This is a genomic window from Micromonospora sp. NPDC007208 (assembly GCF_042869175.1).
Lineage (GTDB): Bacteria > Actinomycetota > Actinomycetes > Mycobacteriales > Micromonosporaceae > Micromonospora > Micromonospora foliorum.
In genome coordinates this window covers 264,761-281,429 of the sequence record NZ_JBIAFG010000002.1, presented here as the reverse complement: position 1 = coordinate 281,429, position 16,669 = coordinate 264,761, and the positions used below count along the sequence as shown (strand labels likewise).

The following is a 16,669-nucleotide window of genomic DNA, read 5'->3' as shown; positions in this document are numbered from 1 at the left end:
CACCAAGATCAGCTGACGTACACCGACGTGCTGGTCGCCGACTGGAAGTCGGTCGAGGTGCCGGGGTAGACGACCCGCCAGAAACCAGCCGTCTTCCGGTAGATCGACGTGGCGAAGTCGTAACTGCCGCCGGCGTAGATGGTGGCCTGGGTGCCCCAGGTGCCTTCGTCGCCGGTCGCCGAGAACTGCACCTTCAGCGGCACCGTCCCCGGGGACAACCCGCCGTTGAACTCCATCTCGCCGCTGAGCGTCACTGTCGTCGCGTTCTCCCGCGCCGCCGAGAAGCTCCGGAACGCGGCCGGCTGTAGCACCGAGATGTTCGTGCTGGCGATCGCGGCGCTGACGAACTCGTCGTTCATCGAGTAACCGACCTGGAGGCGGCCGGACTCGTACGGCGAGGTGGTCAGCGAGTATCGACCGTCCGCGTCCGTGGTGGCGGAGCCGAGGTACGTGCGGCAGTAGTCGGTGCTCATGCAGAGGGAGACCCCCGGCTCCACACCAGGCACCGGCACCCAGCCCTCCGGCGTCCGCCACGTCAGCCGACCGCTCACCGTGACGTTCTCATCCTTGAGGATCTTGGGTCGGTCCGTGTCGATGGTGATCCGCATCGGCCGCTTGGTGATCGCGATGGTGGTCTCGGCCGAACGCGACGAGCCGTGGAAGAGATGGTCGTTGTCATAGTTGTAGGCCGCGTACACCAACTCGTCCTTGCGGCCGATCGTGACCGTGCCGGTGAAGGAACCATCGGCCCTGGTGGTGACCGCATCCCAACTGAAGTCGGCGTTCACCGACATGGGGAACCTCCCCAGAGACCTGATCTCGCCGCTGCCCGGCCAGCGACCCTTGAGCCATCCCCGCACTGTCACGTTGCGGTTCTCATAGGTCACAGTGGTGCGGTTCAGCGTGACGTTGTCGAAGAACGTGACCACCGAGTAGTCCAGGTCGCCGGCATCGGTCTGGGTGACGTGGTGACCGGCCTCGTCGGTGACCTCCACGTCGACCCGGTAGTAGCCGAGCTTGTCGAGGACGATCGGGTTGGATCGCCACACGCCGTCACGCTCGGTGCCGGACTGGAGGTAGAAGTCCTCCTGAACGGCGACCTCCGCTCCGGTGTTGTACTCGCGGATGTGCGCCCGGACGTCGGTGACGTCGCTGGGCGACGTGATGGACACCAGCAACGTGCCCCGATCGAGGTCGTAGTCGCTGTGGGCGGACGTGACGATCGGAATCTCGTCGGCGTGTGCGGTCGCGGGAAGCCCCACGATCGCCGTCGCCGCGGCGACGGCGATCGCCACGGCAAAACGGGAACGGATCAAAGTTGACCTCCAGGAAAGACCGGCGATTCGCTGAGTGGCGGCCGGCAGTGGGAGCCTATCGATCTCGTCCGACAGCTCCGCCCACACCGCTAGGCTGACGCCGTACCCGTGTGGACGGAGGAGGACGGGATGACCCGGTACGTCGCCCTGCTGCGCGGGGTCAACGTCGGCACCACCCGGCTGGCGATGGCCGACCTGCGCCGGATCGTCACCGACCTCGGCCACGAGGACGTCAAGACGTACCTGCAGAGCGGCAACGTGGCCTTCGGCAGCACGGTGCGCGACGCGGAGAAGCTGGCCGCCGGGATCGAGCGGGCGCTCACCGACGAGCTGGCGTTGACCGTGCCGGTGTTGGTGCGCAGCGGCCGGGAGTTGGCGGCGATCGCCGGCGGCAACCCGTACGCCGACCGCGAGGACGACCCGACGCGACTGCTGGTGGCCTTCCTCGCCACCGCACCGAGGAAGTCCACTGTGGACGCCCTCACCGTGCCGGGTGGCGAGAACGTGTCGTTCACGGTGACCGGTCGGGAGGTGTTCCTGCACTACGTCGACGGCGGTTACGGGCGGTCGAAGTTCACCAACGCGTACCTGGAGAAGAAGCTCGGCGTGGTGGCCACCTCCCGCAACTGGAAGTCGGTGCGGGCCCTCGCGGAGCTGACCGCCTCCTGACCGGGGTGGGGGCCGCGGTCCGGCGACCCCCACCGGCGCTGGTCAGAAGTGGTACGCGGTCTCGTACTCGGGCACCAGCACCCGGCTGCGCGGCGAGATCCGGCGCACCGCCTCGATCATCTCGTTCAAGCGGGTGCGGTCGCTCGGGGCGACCGGCGGCGGGTTCTGCAACGCCGTCTCGAAGTTGTCGTAGTGCACCGGCACCACGACCTTCGGGTAGTCCAGGCCGGCCAGCAGCCGGGGCAGGTAGTCGCCGGTGGTGGTGGCGCTCTGCATGGCCACCATCGCCACGTCGGGCGCGAGGCCGGTGAGGTTCCGCTCGGCGACGTCGCTGGCCCCGGTGAAGTAGACCGACGGGCCGCCGTCGACCCGCAGCAGGTAGCCCAGCGTGTCGCCCTCCGGCAGGTCCGCGATGGTGGCCGGCAGCGGCGGCGGGGTCACCCGCACCCCGGGAAAGGCCACCGAGTACGACGGGTTGCGGCTGTGCAGCGAGCCGACCACCTCGACGCTGTGGTCGCCGAAGTCCAGCACCTCCCCACCCTTCACGGCGCTGAGCTGCGTCGACGGCAACCCGTAGGCCAGCCCCAGGTGGTACGCGGTAAGCGTGCCGAACACCCGCGCGCCGGTGCGCCTGGCGATGTACGGCACGTCCATGAAGTGGTCCCAGTGGGTGTGCGTGACCAGCACCGTCGTGGCCCGGTCGACCCGCGGGTCGATCACGTCGGTGCGCACGGTCAACGGGGTGTCCGTCCGGAACGCGCCGGTGAACAGCCCGGTGTCGATCCGGCTGAGGAACGGGTCGACGAGAACGGTGCGGTCGCCGATGTCGACGCGCCAGCCGGCCGTACCCCACCAGCGGAAGCTGACCGCGCCCTTGCGGCGAGCGGTCGGCGTGGGCGCGGCGGTCGGCGTGGGCGCGGCGGTCGTCGGCGCGGCGTGGGCCGGGGTGCCGGCGGCGAGGCCACCTGCGGAGACCAGGGCGGTGGTGGCGGCGGCGTCGCGCAGGAAGCGTCGGCGGTCGAGACTGGGCATGCGGATCTACTCCCCGAGGTCGGGCGATGTGTCGACCACGAGCCAACCAGCGCCACCGGGCCGCGGTCCAAGATCAAAGGCCGTAGGCTTCGATACGCCACCGGATATCGGTGCTGGTCGGCGGCGGTGCGGCAACGCTCGGAGGGGCGCGAAATCAGTCGCCGCGCAGCGCCTCGACGGCCGTGCGGGCGGCGTCCCCCATGGCCAGGTCCACGTCGATGCGGCGCGGGGTCAACTGTTCGGCACGGGCGAAGACGGCGACCGCGTACCGGCCACCGTCGGGGTATTCGGCGACGCCGGCCTCCAGGTGGAACCCGGGCAGGGTCCCGGTCTTTCCGGAGACCCGGACGCCGGGCGGGAAACCGGCGGCCAGCCGGGTCCAGAAGATTTGCCGGGCCATCCAGGTGCGGACCATCGCGCAGGCCGCCGCCGGCCCGGCCTCGTCCCGCCAGATCAGGGTGAGCAGCCGGGTGATCTCCCGGGCGGTGCTGGACGTGGTGTGCGCGGGGTCGAAGACCCGCATGGCCCGGACCCGTTCCGCCGGCAGCGTCGGGAAGATCCGGGCGAAGTCCGCCTCGGTCCGGGCGCCGACGTCGGCGAGCATCATCTCGACCAGTTCCCGAGGACCACCGAGAACGCGGGTACGGGTCAGCCCCAGCTCGACGGCGAGCATCGGCAGCAGGTCCGGGCCGACCCGGCGCAGCAGCAGGTCGGCGGCCGTGTTGTCGGTGACCGACATGGCGAAGTACGCGAGGTCGCGCAGTGACACCTCGGCGTCGTCGGTGCAGCCGGCCAGACCCCACCCACCGAGCCGGTCGGCGGCGGTGACCAGGACCCGCTCGGTCGGATCCAGTTGACCGGCCTCGACCTGCCGGGCGAACTCCAACACCAGCAGGATCTTGAAGATCGAGGCGATCACCACCTGCTCGTCGGCCCGAACCCCGACCTCGCGAAGGCCGCCCACCGGGCCGCCCACCGGGCCGCCGACCGGGCCGCCGACCGGGCCGCCGCCCGGGCCGCCACCGCCGTCGGCGCTCAGGTCGACGGCGTCCAGGTCCACGACGTGCAGGCTGGCCGTCACCCCGACGGCGGCGAAGATGGCCTCGATCCGTTCCTCCACGTCCACGCCAGCACGGTATCCAGCGCCGCCGGTCCGGCGCTGGCGTAGGGTCCCGGCCGTGGATCTGCTCCGACACCTGCGGCACTTCGTGGTGGTCGCACACGAACTGCACTTCGGGCGGGCCGCGGAGCTGCTCGGGATGGCCCAACCGCCCCTGAGTCAGTCGATCCAGCGACTGGAACGGGAGCTGACGGTCGAGCTGTTCGACAGGTCCCGCCGCCAGGTACGCCTCACCACCGCCGGTGAGCTGCTGCTCGGCGAGGCGGAGGAGTTGCTCGCCGGCGAGGGTCGACTCCGCAGCCTGATGGCGCAGGTCCGCGCCGGTGAGCTGGGCGTACTCCGGGCCGGGGTGCCACCGGAGACGCCCGCCGTGACGCTGCGTTCGCTGCTGGACGGGCTCACCACCCGGGCGCCCGGCCTGGACGTGGAGCTGCACGAGCTGACCACGGCCGAGCAGGTGCGGATGCTCACCGAGCGGACCCTGGACGTGGGGCTCGTACATCACCCGGTGGCGGCGGACGGGCTGCGCTTCGGCGCCCCGGTCGACGTACCCCTGGGGGTGCTGCTGCCGCGCACCTCGCCGCTGGCCCGCGGCCGCGAGGTGACGCTCGCGTCGCTGGCCGGTTTGGATCTGGTGGCCGCGCCACGCGCCACCGCCCCTGGCTGGCACGACCACCTGCTGGCGGTGTGCCGACAGCACGGTTGGCGTCCGGCCCGGGTGCGCCCGGCCCGCAACCCGGAGTTCCTCTGCGGGCTGGTGCTGGCCGGCGGCGGGGTGGCCGTGGAACCGGCGGCGGTGGCCCGCCGGGAACCCCGGATGGCCTGGCGGCCGATCACCGACGCACCGTTGGCCAAGCGCACCTCGGCGGCCTGGCCGGACCGGTCGGCACACCCGGCGGCGGCGATGTTCGGCCAACTCGCCGCGGAGGTGCTGGCCGACGCCGAGCCCACCGCGCCCGCCCCGACCGCGACGTCGGTGCCGGCGGCACGGCCGTGGCCGGTGCTGTTCGACACGACCGGGTGAACCGATCCGCCGTTGCGTTCGTCACCTTCGGTTGAGCGGTGAATCGTTCACCCACGCGGGTATGGATGACAGTTAACGAAGACGCGAAGGAGCCGCAGTGGCACTCACGATTCCCGACATCAGCCTGAACGACGGCACCACCATTCCGCAGCTCGGCTTCGGGGTGTTCCAGATCGAGCCGAAGGACACCGTCGCGGCGGTGACCACGGCGTTCGAGGTGGGTTACCGGCACATCGACACCGCCGAGATGTACGGCAACGAGGCCGAGGTCGGCGAGGCGGTACGCGTGTCCGGCCTCGACCGGAACTCGGTCTACGTGACCAGCAAGCTGAACAACGCCTTCCACCGCCCCGACGACGCCCGCAGGGCGTTCGACTCGACGCTTGCGGCGCTGAAGATGGACTACATCGACCTGTTCCTGATCCACTGGCCGCTGCCGACCCTGTACGACGGCGACTACGTCTCGACCTGGAAGGTGCTGGAGGAGTTCCAGCGCGACGGCCGGGCCCGCTCGATCGGCGTGTCCAACTTCCAGGTGTCGCACCTGCAACGGCTGGCCGACGAGGCGAGCGTCGTGCCGGTGGTCAACCAGATCGAGGCGCACCCGTACTTCGGCAACGACGAGGTCCGCGCCTACGGCCGTGCGCACAACATCCTCACCGAGGCGTGGTCTCCCATCGCGCAGGGCAAGGTGCTCGACGACCCGACGGTGGTCGACATCGCCGAGCAGCTCGACCGGACCCCGGCGCAGGTGGTGCTCCGCTGGCACGTGCAGCGCGGCGACATCATCTTCCCGAAGTCGACCACCCCGAAGCGGATCGAGGAGAACACCCGGATCTTCGACTTCGAGCTGGACGACGCGGCGATGGAGCGGATCACCGCACTGGACAAGGGTGAGGCCGGCCGGCAGGGCCCGAACCCGGACACCTTCGCCTACGTCCCCAAGTGACCTGAGCCGCCGGCCGACGGCCGCCGGCGAGTGATGTTCCGGTGAGCGCTATGCCTCACAGTCATAAATATGACTGTGAGGTATAGCGCTTTTCGGCGAGGTCAGGAGCCGACGCGCTCGGCGATCCGGCGGAACACCGCCTGGGTCGGCGAGTCGGGCTCGGGGACGTAGACGATCAGCCGCTGCTCGGTCTCCGGTACCAGCAACACCCGGCACTCGAACTCCAACGAGCCCAGGCGGGGATGCGGCACCCGCTTGATCACCGGACGGCGTTCCTCCACCTCGTGTTCGGCCCAGAGTTGGGCGAACCGGGGCGAGGTGCCGAGCAGTTCGGTGACCAGCTCACGGATCGCCGGGTCGGCCGGGTAGCGACCGTAGGCGGCGCGCAGGTCCGCCACCGTGCTCTGCACGAACCGGCGGGTGTCCGGGTCGGTCCAGTGGCCCTCGGTCATCGGCTGCCGGAACGTCCAGCGGATCATGTTGCGGTCCGCGTCCGGCACGGCCGCGAGATCACCCACGAAGTACGTGGCCAGGCGGTTCCAGGCCAGCACGTGGTACGCGGCGTCGACGAGGTACGCCGGGGTTTCGGTCATGGCATCGAGCAGGTGCCGCAGTCCGGGCGTCACCTCCCGGCTCGGGCCCACGGTCGGCGGCGGATTCTCCCCGGCGATCCGGAACAGATACTCGCGCTCGTCCCGACTCAACAGCAGCGCCCGGGCCATCGACGCGAGGACCTGCCGGGACGGGTGCGGCCCGCGGCCCTGCTCCAGCCGGATGTAGTAGTCGATCGACATCCCGGCGAGCTGGGCGACCTCCTGTCGGCGCAGCCCGGGGGTCCGTCGGCGTTCGCCCTCGGGGAGCCCGACCTCGGCGGGCCGCAGCCGGGCGCGGCGGGTACGCAGGAACGCCGCCAGTTCGTCCCGCCGCAGGCCGCTGCTCGTCATGCCCCCAGCATGCCTCGGGCCGGGCCGGCGAGGGTGGTACCACCGGTCCCAGCCTCGGCCCGGCTCTCCTCGGACGCCGTCGGCACGGACACGCTCGACGGCATGACGAACATGACCGCCCTGATCACCGGGGCCAACAAGGGGATCGGCCTCGCCACCGCCCGGCAGCTCGGCGCCCTCGGGATGACAGTGCTGGTGGGCGCGCGGGACGCCGAGCGGGGACGGGCAGCCGAGCGGGAGCTGCGCGACAGCGGCGCGGACGCGGCATTCGTGCCGCTCGACGTCACCGACGCCGAGTCCGTGACGGCCGCCGCGAAGTGGGTGGCGGCGGAGTACGGCCGGCTGGACGTGCTGATCAACAACGCCGGCATCGTCCTCGCCGACGGCGCACGGGGGCTGCCCAGCGAGACGACAGTGGCGACGCTGCGCCGGCTGTACGAGACGAACGTCTTCGGGGTGGTGACGGTGACCAACGCGCTGCTGCCGCTGCTGCGCCGGGCACCGGCCGCCCGGATCGTCAACGTGTCCAGCGAGGTCGGCTCGATCGCGGTGATGACCGACCCGAACGGCGCGCTGTTCGAGTTGACCTCCGTGCCCTACCCGTCGTCGAAGGCGGCGCTGAACATGCTCACCGCGATGTACGCCAAGGAGCTGCGGGACACCCCGATCAAGGTGAACGCGGCGAACCCGGGCTACTGCGCCACCGACCTGAACGGCAACAGCGGCTTCCGCACGGCCGAGCAGGGCGCCGAAGTGAGCGTGCACCTGGCGACCCTGCCGGCCGACGGGCCGAACGGGCTGCTGTGGGGCTACCAGATGGACGCCGGCGGTGGGTACGGCGTGCTGCCCTGGTGACTGAACGCTTGACCTGGAGTGCGCTCCAGCCGGCAGGGTGACAGGTGCGCCCACCGGTAGGGCGCACGAGAGGAGACCCCCATGCGGTACCGCACGATCGGCGCTGACCCGGCGACCCGGCGCGAGGTCAGCGTGCTCAGCCTCGGTGCGATGCTCTTCGGCAGCGCCACCGACGAGGCCACCTCGTACGCGATCCTCGACCGGTACGTCGAGGCCGGTGGCACGTTCATCGACACGTCGGACAACTACGCGTTCTGGATCGACGGCGGGCAGGGCGGGCAGAGTGAGGAGCTGCTCGGCCGGTGGCGACGCAGCCGGGGCGTCGGCGCGGAGATCGTCATCGCCACCAAGCTGGGCGCCCGACCACTGGCCCCGGGGACCAGCTACCTGGACAACGCCGAGGGACTCTCCGCCAAGGTGATCCGCGAGTCGGCGGAACGCAGCCGGGAACGGCTCGGGGTGGAGCGGCTGGACCTGCTCTACGCGCACATCGAGGACCGGACCGTGCCGCTCCAGGAGACCGTGGAGGGCTTCGCCGAGCTGGTCGCCGAGGGCACTGTGGGTCTGCTGGGCGCCAGCAACCACCGGGCCTGGCGGGTGGAGCGGGCCCGCGCGTTGGCCGCCGCCGCCGGCCTGCCGGGGTACGAGGTGCTCCAGTACCACCGCAGTTACCTGCCGAACCGCACCGACCTGATCAGTGAACTGGACCCGGACGGCGAACCGGGCGGCGTCAGTGGTGACCTGCTCAGCTATCTGCGGGCCGAGCCGGAGCTGACCCTGGTGGCGTACTCGCCGCTGCTCAAGGGGGCGTTCACCCGGGCGGACAAGCCGCTCAGCTCGGCGTACGACCTGCCCAGCGCACCCCGGCGACTGGCCGCGCTGCGGGAGGTGGCCGGGCAGAGCGGCGCGACGGTCAATCAGGTGGTGCTCGCCTGGTTGCTGGGCGGTGAGCTGCCGTCCATTCCGCTGGTGGGCGCCTCGTCCGTGGCGCAACTGGAGGAGAGTCTGGCAGCGGTCGACCTGGAGCTGACCGCCGAGCAACGGCACCGCCTCGACACCACCTGGTGACCTGTCACCAGCCGCCCCGCCGACCTCAGCTCACGGTCGGTGGGGCGGTCAGGTCGAGCTGCCAGTCGTTTGCCCGCATCATCTTCCCCGGCGGGTATTCGAAGCCGGTCTCGCCGAGCAACGTGAACCCGGCCTTGCGGCACACCGCGTTCGAGGCGGGGTTGTCGACCGAGGGATAGGCGTGGGCGTAGTGCCGGTCCCGTCGGGCGCGAGCCACGTCCACCACCGCGCGCACCGCCGCGGTCGCCAGCCCCTGCCCCCGGTACGCGGGCAGCACCGCCCAGCCCAGCTCGTACACCGGCTGCTCGCGCCACTCGCGAGCCCAGTAGCCGACGCTGCCCGCCCGTGCCCCGTCCGGCAGCACCAGCGTGAACATGCAGCCCTGCTCGGTGCCCGAGAAGTGCACGTACCGGTCGTGCCGGGCGAGCACCTGCTCGTCGGTCTCCGGGCCACCGGTGTGCTTGCGGGTGTCCGGTGAGTTGAGCTGCCGCAGCAGGTCGAGGTCGTCCTCGTGCCACGGCTCGATGCGTACCTGTGCCATTCCGCTCCCCTGTTCGTCGACCCCAGTCAAGCCGATGCCACCGACATTCCGCCTCGAAACCGCGCCCGCTAGATCCGATCTAGCGGGCGCCGGTCGTGACCTCGCGCCTTCAGGGTGGAAGGGGGGTGGCCATGACACCGTTGCGAATTGCCGTGATCGTCGGCAGCACCCGAGAGGGGCGGGTCGGCGACCGCCTCGCCCACTGGTTCGTCGAGCAGACCACGCGGCACGACGACCTGGCGGTGACGGTCGTTGACCTGACCGAGTACGACTTCCCGGCCACCTACCCCGCCGAGCCGACCGCGTCCATCCGGGCGTTCGTCCGCGAGGTGGGCCGGGCGGACGCGTTCGTCGTGGTCACCCCCGAGTACAACCACAGCTTCCCGGCACCCCTCAAACAAGCCATCGACTACGCGTACGACGAGTGGCAGGCCAAACCGGTCGGCTTCGTGTCGTACGGCTGTCGGTCCACCGGCCAGCACGCGGTCGACCAGCTCCGTACGGTCTTCACCGCACTGCACGCGGTGACGGTGCGCGACGTCGTCGGAATCGACCTGCTCGCCGGCGAGCCGACCGCCCAGTGCGCCGACGAGCTGCAACGCGACGTCGGCGTCCTGCTCGACCAGCTGCGCTGGTGGGGTCTGGCACTGCGCGAGGGCCGGGCCGCTCGACCCTACGTCTCCTGAACACGCCCACCACGAAAGGTAAGGATCATGAGTAGACGCACCACCGGTCTGGCCATCGAGGCCGAAGGGCTCACCCGCTCGTTCGGGGACACCCGGGCGCTGGCCGGCGTCGACCTCCAGGTGCCCGCCGGCACTGTCTACGGCCTGCTCGGCCCGAACGGCGCGGGCAAGACCACCGCGGTCCGGGTGCTCGCCACGTTGCTGCGACCCGACGGCGGCTCGGCCCGGGTCTTCGGGCACGACGTGGTCACCGAGGCCGACAAGGTCCGTTCCCGGGTCAGCCTCACCGGCCAGTACGCCTCGGTCGACGAGGACCTGACCGGCACGGAGAACCTGGTGCTCCTCGCCCGCCTGCTCGGCCTGCGCAAGCCGGCCGCTCGGGAGCGCGCGGCGGCCCTGTTGGCCGCGTTCGGTCTGACCGAGGCGAGCGACCGCCAGGTGAAGAAGTACTCGGGTGGGATGCGGCGACGCATCGACATCGCCGCCAGCATCCTGAACACCCCGGACCTGCTCTTCCTCGACGAGCCGACGACCGGTCTCGACCCGCGCAGCCGCAACCAGGTGTGGGAGATCGTCCGGGCGGTGGTGTCGCACGGCACGACGGTGCTGCTGACCACCCAGTACCTCGACGAGGCCGACCAGCTCGCCGGGCGGATCGCGGTCGTCGACCACGGCCGGGTGATCGCGGAGGGCACCCCGGGTGAGTTGAAGTCGTCGATCGGCTCCGGCACCGTCCACCTGCGACTGCGCGACCCCGCTCAGCGCACCGAGGCGGAGCGGGTGCTCCGGGAGGCGCTCGACGTACCGGTGCAGCTCGCCGCCGATCCGGCGGCGCTGACCGCCCGCGTCGGTGAGGCCGGCACCGACCTCGACGCCAGTGCCCAGGCCGCTCGCGTGCTCAGCGACCTGGCCCGCGCCGGCATCGTGGTCGACAACTTCTCCCTCGGCCAGCCGAGCCTGGACGAGGTCTTCCTGGCCCTGACCGACCACCCCGCCGTGCCGGCCGACGAGCGCGACGACGAGCTGGAGGCAGCCCGATGAGCGACACCACGACCACCACGACCGAACGGGCGCCGTCGGTCTACGTCCCGTCGGCCGAGGCGCTGGCGACCGTGCTCGCGCCCGGTGCCCGACCGCCCCGGCCGAGCGCGCTGGGCGCGTCGCTCACCTTCGGCTGGCGGGCCATGCTGAAGATCAAGCACGTGCCGGAGCAACTGTTCGACGTGACCGCGTTCCCGATCATCATGGTGCTGATGTTCACGTACCTGTTCGGCGGCGCCCTCGCCGGCAGCCCACGCGAATACCTGCAGTTCTTCCTGCCCGGCATCATGGTGACCAGCGTCGTCATGATCACCATGTACACCGGCGTCGGCCTCAACACCGACATCGAGAAGGGCATCTTCGACCGGTTCCGGACGCTGCCCGTCTGGCGCCCGGCCGCCCTGGTCGGCATGATCTTCGGCGACGTACTGCGCTACATCCTCGCCGCCGTGGTGATCCTGGGCCTCGGGCTGGTGCTCGGGTTCCGCCCCGAGGGCGGGGTGGTCGGGGCCGTCACCGGGATCGGGCTGCTGGTGGTCTTCTCGTTCGCGTTCTCCTGGGTGTGGACGTTCTTCGGGCTGATCCTGCGTAGCGAGAAGTCGGTGATGGGGGTCAGCATGATGGTGCTGTTCCCGCTGACGTTCCTGAGCAACGTCTTCGTCGAGCCGAGCACCATGCCCGGCTGGCTCCAGGCGTTCGTGAAGGTCAACCCGGTGACGCAGCTGGTGGCCGCGATCCGGGGCGCGATGAGCGGCGAGTCGGACCCGTCGGCCACGATGTGGCTGCTGCTCTGGAGCGCCGGCTTCGTACTCGTCTTCGGCACCCTGACCATGTACAAGTACAACCGCCGCTAACCCCCACCCACCCCCGCGATCTTGCACTTACTGTCCCGACAAGGGTGGCAAATCCACCTGAATCGACGACCGAAAGTGCAAGATCGCGGAGGGCTGGGGTGGGCTGGGGTGGGGTTAGAGCCTCCAGGGCAACGGCGCCGGGGGCAGGTAGCGGCAGGTGGTGCCGGTGGAGACGGCGTCGCGCAGGTGACTCGCCAGTGCCGGGTGTCGGTCGTCTAGCTTGCGGAGCGTGTCGCGGATCCGCGCGGTCACCGTCTTGCGGGCCCGCTCGGCCTCGTCGCCGAGGCGGCGGCTCCGGCCAGCCAGCCCTGCCGCGGCACGCAGCTCGTCGAGCAACGCCACCCGCTCGGCGTCCAGCTTGGACACCTTCCGCTCGTCGTCGCGTGTGGCGGCCCGGTCGATCTCCTCGTCGAGGCGGGCCAGGTGCCGCCGGTAGCGGGCCTTCGCCTCGTCGTCGAGGACCGGGTCGGCACCCATCCGGCGGGCGGCGACCAGCTCCGGCCCGGCCGCCGGGTCGAGCAACTCGACCGCCGGCACGTCGCTGCCCGGGCGGCTGAGCAGCAGGTGCAGGTCGTGCAGGCCCTTGGCGTCGGGCAGGTGCACCACGACACCGTCGTACGCGAGCTGCCAGACCGGCCCGTCGCGCCGAAACTCGTACCCCTCGACGGCAGCCGCGACCGGCGCGGCCTGGCCGGGCGCGACGGCCTGGCCCAACCCGACGGCGTGGACCGATGCGACGGCCTGGACCGATGCGACAGCCTGGGCCGACCCAAGACCCTGACCCGACCCAAGACCCTGGCCCGACCCAGCAGCCTGGACCGAGCCGACGGCCTGGCCCGACCCAGCAGCCTGGACCGAGCCGACGGCCTGGCCCGACCCAGCAGCCTGGGCCGACCCGACGGAGTGGACCGGGCGGTCGGCGTCGGGGGTTGTCGGGGCGGCGAGCCGGTGGAGCACCTGCGTCATGCCGAGAGCGGTCGCCTCCTGGACGGCTGCGGCGCGCAGCGCGGTCGACGTCGCGGCGTCGCCCGGCTGGCCTCGGCCGGCGAGGGCGTTCGCGAGGCCGGTGCGGGCGAGCAACGACCAGGGCCGGGAGCCCAGCCGGTCGGCGGAGTCTCGAGCGGCGGTGAAGCCGGCGATGGCGTCGTCCCAGCGCTCCTGGGCGGCGTCGATCAGCGCCAGCCAGTGGTCGACGGGGCCACTGATATCGCAGCCGAAGAGCCCCACCGCCCACTCTCCACGGTGCGGGGCGAGCGCGGCCCGCGCGGCGTCGCAGCGTTGCGGGTCCGCGGACGCGGCGGCGACCTGCGCACGTAGCCGGAGCCAGAGCGGTGACACCGGACGCGGGTACCGGATGGCGGCGGCCTCGATGCCGGCGGTCAGCCGGATCGCCGTCTCGCCGTCTCCCCGCTCGACCGCGGTGATCGCCCGCAGCAGCTCCCGGTAGGGGTAGTCGATCGGGGCCAGCCCGTCCACCAGCGCGGCGGCCTCGGCGACCCGGCCCTGGAGCAGCAGTCGGGACCAGCGAAGGTGGTGGCCCATGAACCCGAACTCGGTGTGGCCCGGGTCGGTCTGGTCGGTGAGGATGGCGAACCGCTCGTCGGCCGTGGCGAAGTCACCCTGGAACGCCGCGATGATCCCGCTGTCGACGGCCGCGGCCATCCGGTGCCGGGCGAAGTCGTCCTGCCGTTCGGCGTCGACGAAGGTGGTCAGCTCCTCGGCGAAGCGAGGGTCGCCCAGCTCCAGCAGCGCCACCCAGCGCAGCGAGGTGGCCCACAGCTCGGTCTCCCGGTCGCCCGTCCGACGGGCCACGTCCCGGATCTCGGCGGTGAGCGCGGCTCGGGTCGCGGCGGTGCCGAGCCCCCAGGTCGTGTCGTGACGGGCCCAGAGGCTGAAGGTGAGCGCCTCGTCGTCCTGCCCTCGACGGGCGATCGTCTCGCTGGCGGTGATTAGGTCCGCGACGAGGGCGCCGACCGTCGCGGTGGCGTCCGGTTCGCCGAGCAACCGGCGGTACGCCTCGCGCACCAACTCCGCCGCCTCGATCGACTGGGCGGTCTCCACCTGGCGGGAGCGGTTCACGGTGAGCGCGACCCGGGCCAGCAGCACCGGGTCGTCGAGTGAACGGGCCAGCCTGGCGGCCTCGGCCAGCAGTCGCGTGACCTCTTCCCGGCGGGCGTGGTGGTAGTGCGACTCGGCGAACTCGACCAGGATCCGCACTCGTTGTGCCGGGTCTTCGACGACCTCGAGGGCTCGGCGGAAGTGCACCGCCGCCTCGTCGCCGGCCAGCCGGGCGAACGCGTCCCTGCCGGCGGCGACCAGCAGCGTGGCCACCCGGGCCCGGTCGAGCGCGGGGCCGGCCAGGTAGGCGTGCCGGGCGAGGTCGGCCGGGATCAGCCGGTCGGTGAGCTCCCGCAGGTCGTCGACCGCCCGGACGACAGCGCCGTGGCGGGCCCGCCGGTCGTCGTCGGTCAGCCCGTCGTAGAGGGTCTCGCGGACCAGGTCGTGGGCGAAGGCGAAGCGGCCACCGCCCCGGGCGACCACCAGTCGGGCGGTCACCGCCCGGTCGAGCAGCCGGTCGACCTGTGCCGCCGGGGCGGCTGCGCAGGCCGCGAGGACCTGACGGTGGAACTCGCGACCCAGCACGGCGGCGACGGTGAGCGCCTCGACCACGGCGGCGGGTAGTTGGGCCAGGCGGCGGCGCACCGCCTCCCGTACGCCGGGTGCGATCGTGCCGACCGCGTCGTCGGCGTGCCAGAGTCGCGCGGTCTGCTCGACGAAGAACGGGTTGCCGCCGGTGCGCCGGTGCACCTCGTCGACCAGGCCGGCCTCGGGCTCCCGGCCGGCGGTCCGGGCCATCAGTGCGGCCACCTCGTCGCGGGTGAAACCGGTGAGCGTGATCGTGGTGGCCTTCGCGACCAGCGGCATCAGCAACGGGCGCAGCGGGTGCTCGCCCGACTCGACCTCGGCGTCGCGGTAGGTGCCGATCAACAGGAGCCGCTCGAACCAGGTGTGCTGCGCGGCGAAGCTCAGCAACCGCAGTGAGGCCGGGTCGGCCCAGTGCAGGTCGTCGAGGACGACCACGACCGGCCGGTGCTGGGAGACGGCGACCAGCGCGGCGGTCACCGCGTCGTACAGCGCGAACGCCTCCTGGTCGGCGGCGTCCGGGCCCGGGTCGACGCCGGACCAACTGACGAGGCGGCCGGCCTGCTCCCCGCTGACGCCGGATTGGCCGAGCAGGGCCGCGAGGGCCGGGTCAGCGGACTGCCGCGCCACCGCCCAGTCGTCGGCGGAACGCCGCAGGCCGCGCAGCACCTGCACCCACGGCCAGTAGCCGGGGGCGCTGTCGGAATCCCAGCAGGCGGCGCCGAGCACCAGCGCGCCGCGCTGTCGGGCCTCCCGGGCCGCCGACGTGACGAGGGTCGTCTTGCCGATGCCCGGCTCGCCGGCGACCAGGACGAGACCGCCGTGGCTGGTGGTGGCGCGATCCAACTCGGCGCGCAGCAGGCCTGCGGGGTGATCCCGCCCGATGATGGCGTCGCCGAGCGCGTCCATGGTCCCCAGACCGTACTGGAACCGTCCGACAGCGCGGGCGGGTTAACCGGCCGAACCCCTTCGCGCACCGCGGCCTCGACCAGTTTCCCGGCACCTCGCGGTGCTCGCCGTCCAGGTGGTCCCGGGTCCTCTGGAGCTGATGTCGTCAACGAGTCGACCCTATCACTCCCTAACCTTCCTCTTCCGAGTATTATAGGGAACGATGAAGGAAGAAATGTATTCGGTTGAGCAGGTGGCCGACCGGCTCAACCTGCACGTACGCACCGTGCGCGGCTACATCCGCTCGGGCCGGCTCCGGGCCGTGCGGATCGGCAAGCAGTACCGGATCGCCGCCAGCGACCTCGACGCCCTCACCGGGCAGCCCCCGGCCGCCGCTCGCCTGACTGGGCAGGCGGAGGTGTCGAGCATCGTCCAGATCGACGGTGTCGACCGGGCCGCCGCCGACCGGCTCGGCACGCTGGTGCTCACCAGTGCCAACACCGCCCACGACCAGGCTCACCCGCTGCGGGTGCAGACGGTGCACGACGCGGAACGCCACCGCATGAAGATCATCATCCTGGGTGACCCCGCCGCCACCGCCGAACTGCTGCACCTGCTCGACGCCGTCCTCAACGCCGACAATGGCCTGCTCAACCGGGAGGTTCGCGATGTCTGACGAGATCCAGGAACGCGCCGGAGTGCCGGTGCTGGTCTGCGACCCGGCGGGGCCGCCGGTGGCCACCGAGCAGGACGCGCTGGACCTGATCGGCGCGGCATTCCTCGGCGCCCAGGTGGTGGCCGTGCCGGCCAACCGGCTCGACGAGCGCTTCTTCTCGTTGGGCACCCGCTTCGCCGGCGACGTGATGCAGAAGTTCGTCAACTACCGGGTGCGGCTGGCCGTCGTCGGCGACATCTCGGCGCAGCTCGCGGAGAGTTCCGCGTTGCGCGCCCTGGTGCACGAGTCGAACCAGGGCGGGCAGATCTGGTTCGTCCCGGACCTCGACGCGCTGGACGCCCGTCTGAGCGCCGCCCGGTAGCC

The 16,669-nt window shown here is 71.6% G+C and carries 16 protein-coding genes; 10 read left to right on the top strand and 6 right to left on the bottom strand.

Annotated elements, in window-relative coordinates; genetic code table 11:
- Positions 1-8: 8 nt before the first annotated feature.
- Positions 9-1,295, bottom strand: a complete 1,287-nt coding sequence (locus ACFYL6_RS04760) for a hypothetical protein (protein WP_387167485.1) — start codon at positions 1,293-1,295, stop codon at positions 9-11.
- A gap of 150 nt (positions 1,296-1,445) precedes the next feature.
- On the opposite strand from ACFYL6_RS04760, the gene ACFYL6_RS04755 reads away from it, so the two are divergent.
- Positions 1,446-1,985: a DUF1697 domain-containing protein gene (locus ACFYL6_RS04755; RefSeq protein WP_387167482.1), complete on the top strand. Its 540-nt coding sequence runs from the start codon at positions 1,446-1,448 to the stop codon at positions 1,983-1,985.
- 42 nt (positions 1,986-2,027) lie between these two features.
- Here the strand turns inward: ACFYL6_RS04755 and ACFYL6_RS04750 are convergent, their stop codons facing one another.
- Both ACFYL6_RS04750 and ACFYL6_RS04745 read right to left on the bottom strand, forming a co-directional pair.
- The gene (locus ACFYL6_RS04750; protein ID WP_387167479.1) at positions 2,028-3,017 is read right to left on the bottom strand and encodes an MBL fold metallo-hydrolase; all 990 of its coding nucleotides are present in this window, start codon (positions 3,015-3,017) and stop codon (positions 2,028-2,030) included.
- A gap of 154 nt (positions 3,018-3,171) precedes the next feature.
- Positions 3,172-4,143 (bottom strand): serine hydrolase, encoded by a 972-nt coding sequence (locus ACFYL6_RS04745; protein ID WP_387167476.1) that lies wholly within the window; start codon positions 4,141-4,143, stop codon positions 3,172-3,174.
- 52 nt (positions 4,144-4,195) lie between these two features.
- On the opposite strand from ACFYL6_RS04745, the gene ACFYL6_RS04740 reads away from it, so the two are divergent.
- A complete protein-coding gene (locus ACFYL6_RS04740; RefSeq protein WP_387167473.1) occupies positions 4,196-5,161 on the top strand; it encodes a LysR family transcriptional regulator in 966 nt (321 codons plus the stop codon).
- A gap of 97 nt (positions 5,162-5,258) precedes the next feature.
- Positions 5,259-6,110, top strand: a complete 852-nt coding sequence (locus tag ACFYL6_RS04735) for an aldo/keto reductase (protein WP_387167471.1) — start codon at positions 5,259-5,261, stop codon at positions 6,108-6,110.
- A 101-nt stretch (positions 6,111-6,211) separates the two neighbouring features.
- Here the strand turns inward: ACFYL6_RS04735 and ACFYL6_RS04730 are convergent, their stop codons facing one another.
- Positions 6,212-7,054: a helix-turn-helix transcriptional regulator gene (locus ACFYL6_RS04730; protein ID WP_387167467.1), complete on the bottom strand. Its 843-nt coding sequence runs from the start codon at positions 7,052-7,054 to the stop codon at positions 6,212-6,214.
- Between the two features lie 102 nt (positions 7,055-7,156).
- On the opposite strand from ACFYL6_RS04730, the gene ACFYL6_RS04725 reads away from it, so the two are divergent.
- Complete coding sequence (locus ACFYL6_RS04725; protein ID WP_387167464.1) at positions 7,157-7,909, top strand: SDR family oxidoreductase; 753 nt, start codon at positions 7,157-7,159, stop codon at positions 7,907-7,909.
- Positions 7,910-7,990: 81 nt separating this feature from the next.
- Entirely contained in the window at positions 7,991-8,977 is a 987-nt protein-coding gene (locus ACFYL6_RS04720; RefSeq protein WP_387167461.1) for an aldo/keto reductase, read from the top strand.
- Between the two features lie 25 nt (positions 8,978-9,002).
- On the opposite strand, the gene ACFYL6_RS04715 is transcribed toward ACFYL6_RS04720, so the two are convergent.
- Positions 9,003-9,518: a GNAT family N-acetyltransferase gene (locus tag ACFYL6_RS04715; protein WP_387167458.1), complete on the bottom strand. Its 516-nt coding sequence runs from the start codon at positions 9,516-9,518 to the stop codon at positions 9,003-9,005.
- Between the two features lie 131 nt (positions 9,519-9,649).
- Here ACFYL6_RS04715 and ACFYL6_RS04710 point away from each other — a divergent pair, with 131 nt between their 5' ends.
- Genes ACFYL6_RS04710 through ACFYL6_RS04700 form a run of 3 tightly spaced genes read left to right on the top strand, consistent with a single transcriptional unit; the run spans position 9,650 to position 12,099 of the window.
- Entirely contained in the window at positions 9,650-10,204 is a 555-nt protein-coding gene (locus ACFYL6_RS04710; protein ID WP_387167455.1) for an NADPH-dependent FMN reductase, read from the top strand.
- A gap of 27 nt (positions 10,205-10,231) precedes the next feature.
- Positions 10,232-11,245 (top strand): ATP-binding cassette domain-containing protein, encoded by a 1,014-nt coding sequence (locus ACFYL6_RS04705; RefSeq protein ID WP_387167453.1) that lies wholly within the window; start codon positions 10,232-10,234, stop codon positions 11,243-11,245.
- Positions 11,242-12,099 (top strand): ABC transporter permease, encoded by an 858-nt coding sequence (locus ACFYL6_RS04700; protein ID WP_387167450.1) that lies wholly within the window; start codon positions 11,242-11,244, stop codon positions 12,097-12,099. Before ACFYL6_RS04705 ends, ACFYL6_RS04700 begins: the two co-directional genes overlap by 4 nt.
- A 114-nt stretch (positions 12,100-12,213) precedes the next feature.
- Here ACFYL6_RS04700 and ACFYL6_RS04695 read toward each other — a convergent pair whose 3' ends face one another.
- Positions 12,214-15,651 (bottom strand): ATP-binding protein, encoded by a 3,438-nt coding sequence (locus ACFYL6_RS04695; protein ID WP_387167447.1) that lies wholly within the window; start codon positions 15,649-15,651, stop codon positions 12,214-12,216.
- Between the two features lie 202 nt (positions 15,652-15,853).
- On the opposite strand from ACFYL6_RS04695, the gene ACFYL6_RS04690 reads away from it, so the two are divergent.
- Together ACFYL6_RS04690 and ACFYL6_RS04685 are read left to right on the top strand one after the other, a co-directional pair.
- Positions 15,854-16,306, top strand: coding sequence for a helix-turn-helix domain-containing protein (locus ACFYL6_RS04690; RefSeq protein WP_387167444.1), 453 nt, complete (start codon positions 15,854-15,856; stop codon positions 16,304-16,306).
- Complete coding sequence (locus tag ACFYL6_RS04685) at positions 16,299-16,667, top strand: DUF4180 domain-containing protein (RefSeq protein WP_387167441.1); 369 nt, start codon at positions 16,299-16,301, stop codon at positions 16,665-16,667. The genes ACFYL6_RS04690 and ACFYL6_RS04685 overlap by 8 nt, the downstream gene beginning before the upstream one ends.
- Positions 16,668-16,669: the final 2 nt, after the last annotated feature.

Bases quoted from the DNA above. Each gene is read 5' to 3' on its own strand.
- ACFYL6_RS04755 (WP_387167482.1), top strand. From the start codon at position 1,446: ATGACCCGGTACGTCGCCCTGCTGCGCGGGGTCAACGTCGGCACCACC.
- ACFYL6_RS04750 (WP_387167479.1), bottom strand. From the start codon at position 3,017: ATGCCCAGTCTCGACCGCCGACGCTTCCTGCGCGACGCCGCCGCCACC.
- ACFYL6_RS04730 (WP_387167467.1), bottom strand. From the start codon at position 7,054: ATGACGAGCAGCGGCCTGCGGCGGGACGAACTGGCGGCGTTCCTGCGT.
- ACFYL6_RS04725 (WP_387167464.1), top strand. From the start codon at position 7,157: ATGACGAACATGACCGCCCTGATCACCGGGGCCAACAAGGGGATCGGC.
- ACFYL6_RS04720 (WP_387167461.1), top strand. From the start codon at position 7,991: ATGCGGTACCGCACGATCGGCGCTGACCCGGCGACCCGGCGCGAGGTC.
- ACFYL6_RS04715 (WP_387167458.1), bottom strand. From the start codon at position 9,518: ATGGCACAGGTACGCATCGAGCCGTGGCACGAGGACGACCTCGACCTG.
- ACFYL6_RS04710 (WP_387167455.1), top strand. From the start codon at position 9,650: ATGACACCGTTGCGAATTGCCGTGATCGTCGGCAGCACCCGAGAGGGG.
- ACFYL6_RS04705 (WP_387167453.1), top strand. From the start codon at position 10,232: ATGAGTAGACGCACCACCGGTCTGGCCATCGAGGCCGAAGGGCTCACC.
- ACFYL6_RS04700 (WP_387167450.1), top strand. From the start codon at position 11,242: ATGAGCGACACCACGACCACCACGACCGAACGGGCGCCGTCGGTCTAC.
- ACFYL6_RS04695 (WP_387167447.1), bottom strand. From the start codon at position 15,651: ATGGACGCGCTCGGCGACGCCATCATCGGGCGGGATCACCCCGCAGGC.
- ACFYL6_RS04690 (WP_387167444.1), top strand. From the start codon at position 15,854: ATGAAGGAAGAAATGTATTCGGTTGAGCAGGTGGCCGACCGGCTCAAC.
- ACFYL6_RS04685 (WP_387167441.1), top strand. From the start codon at position 16,299: ATGTCTGACGAGATCCAGGAACGCGCCGGAGTGCCGGTGCTGGTCTGC.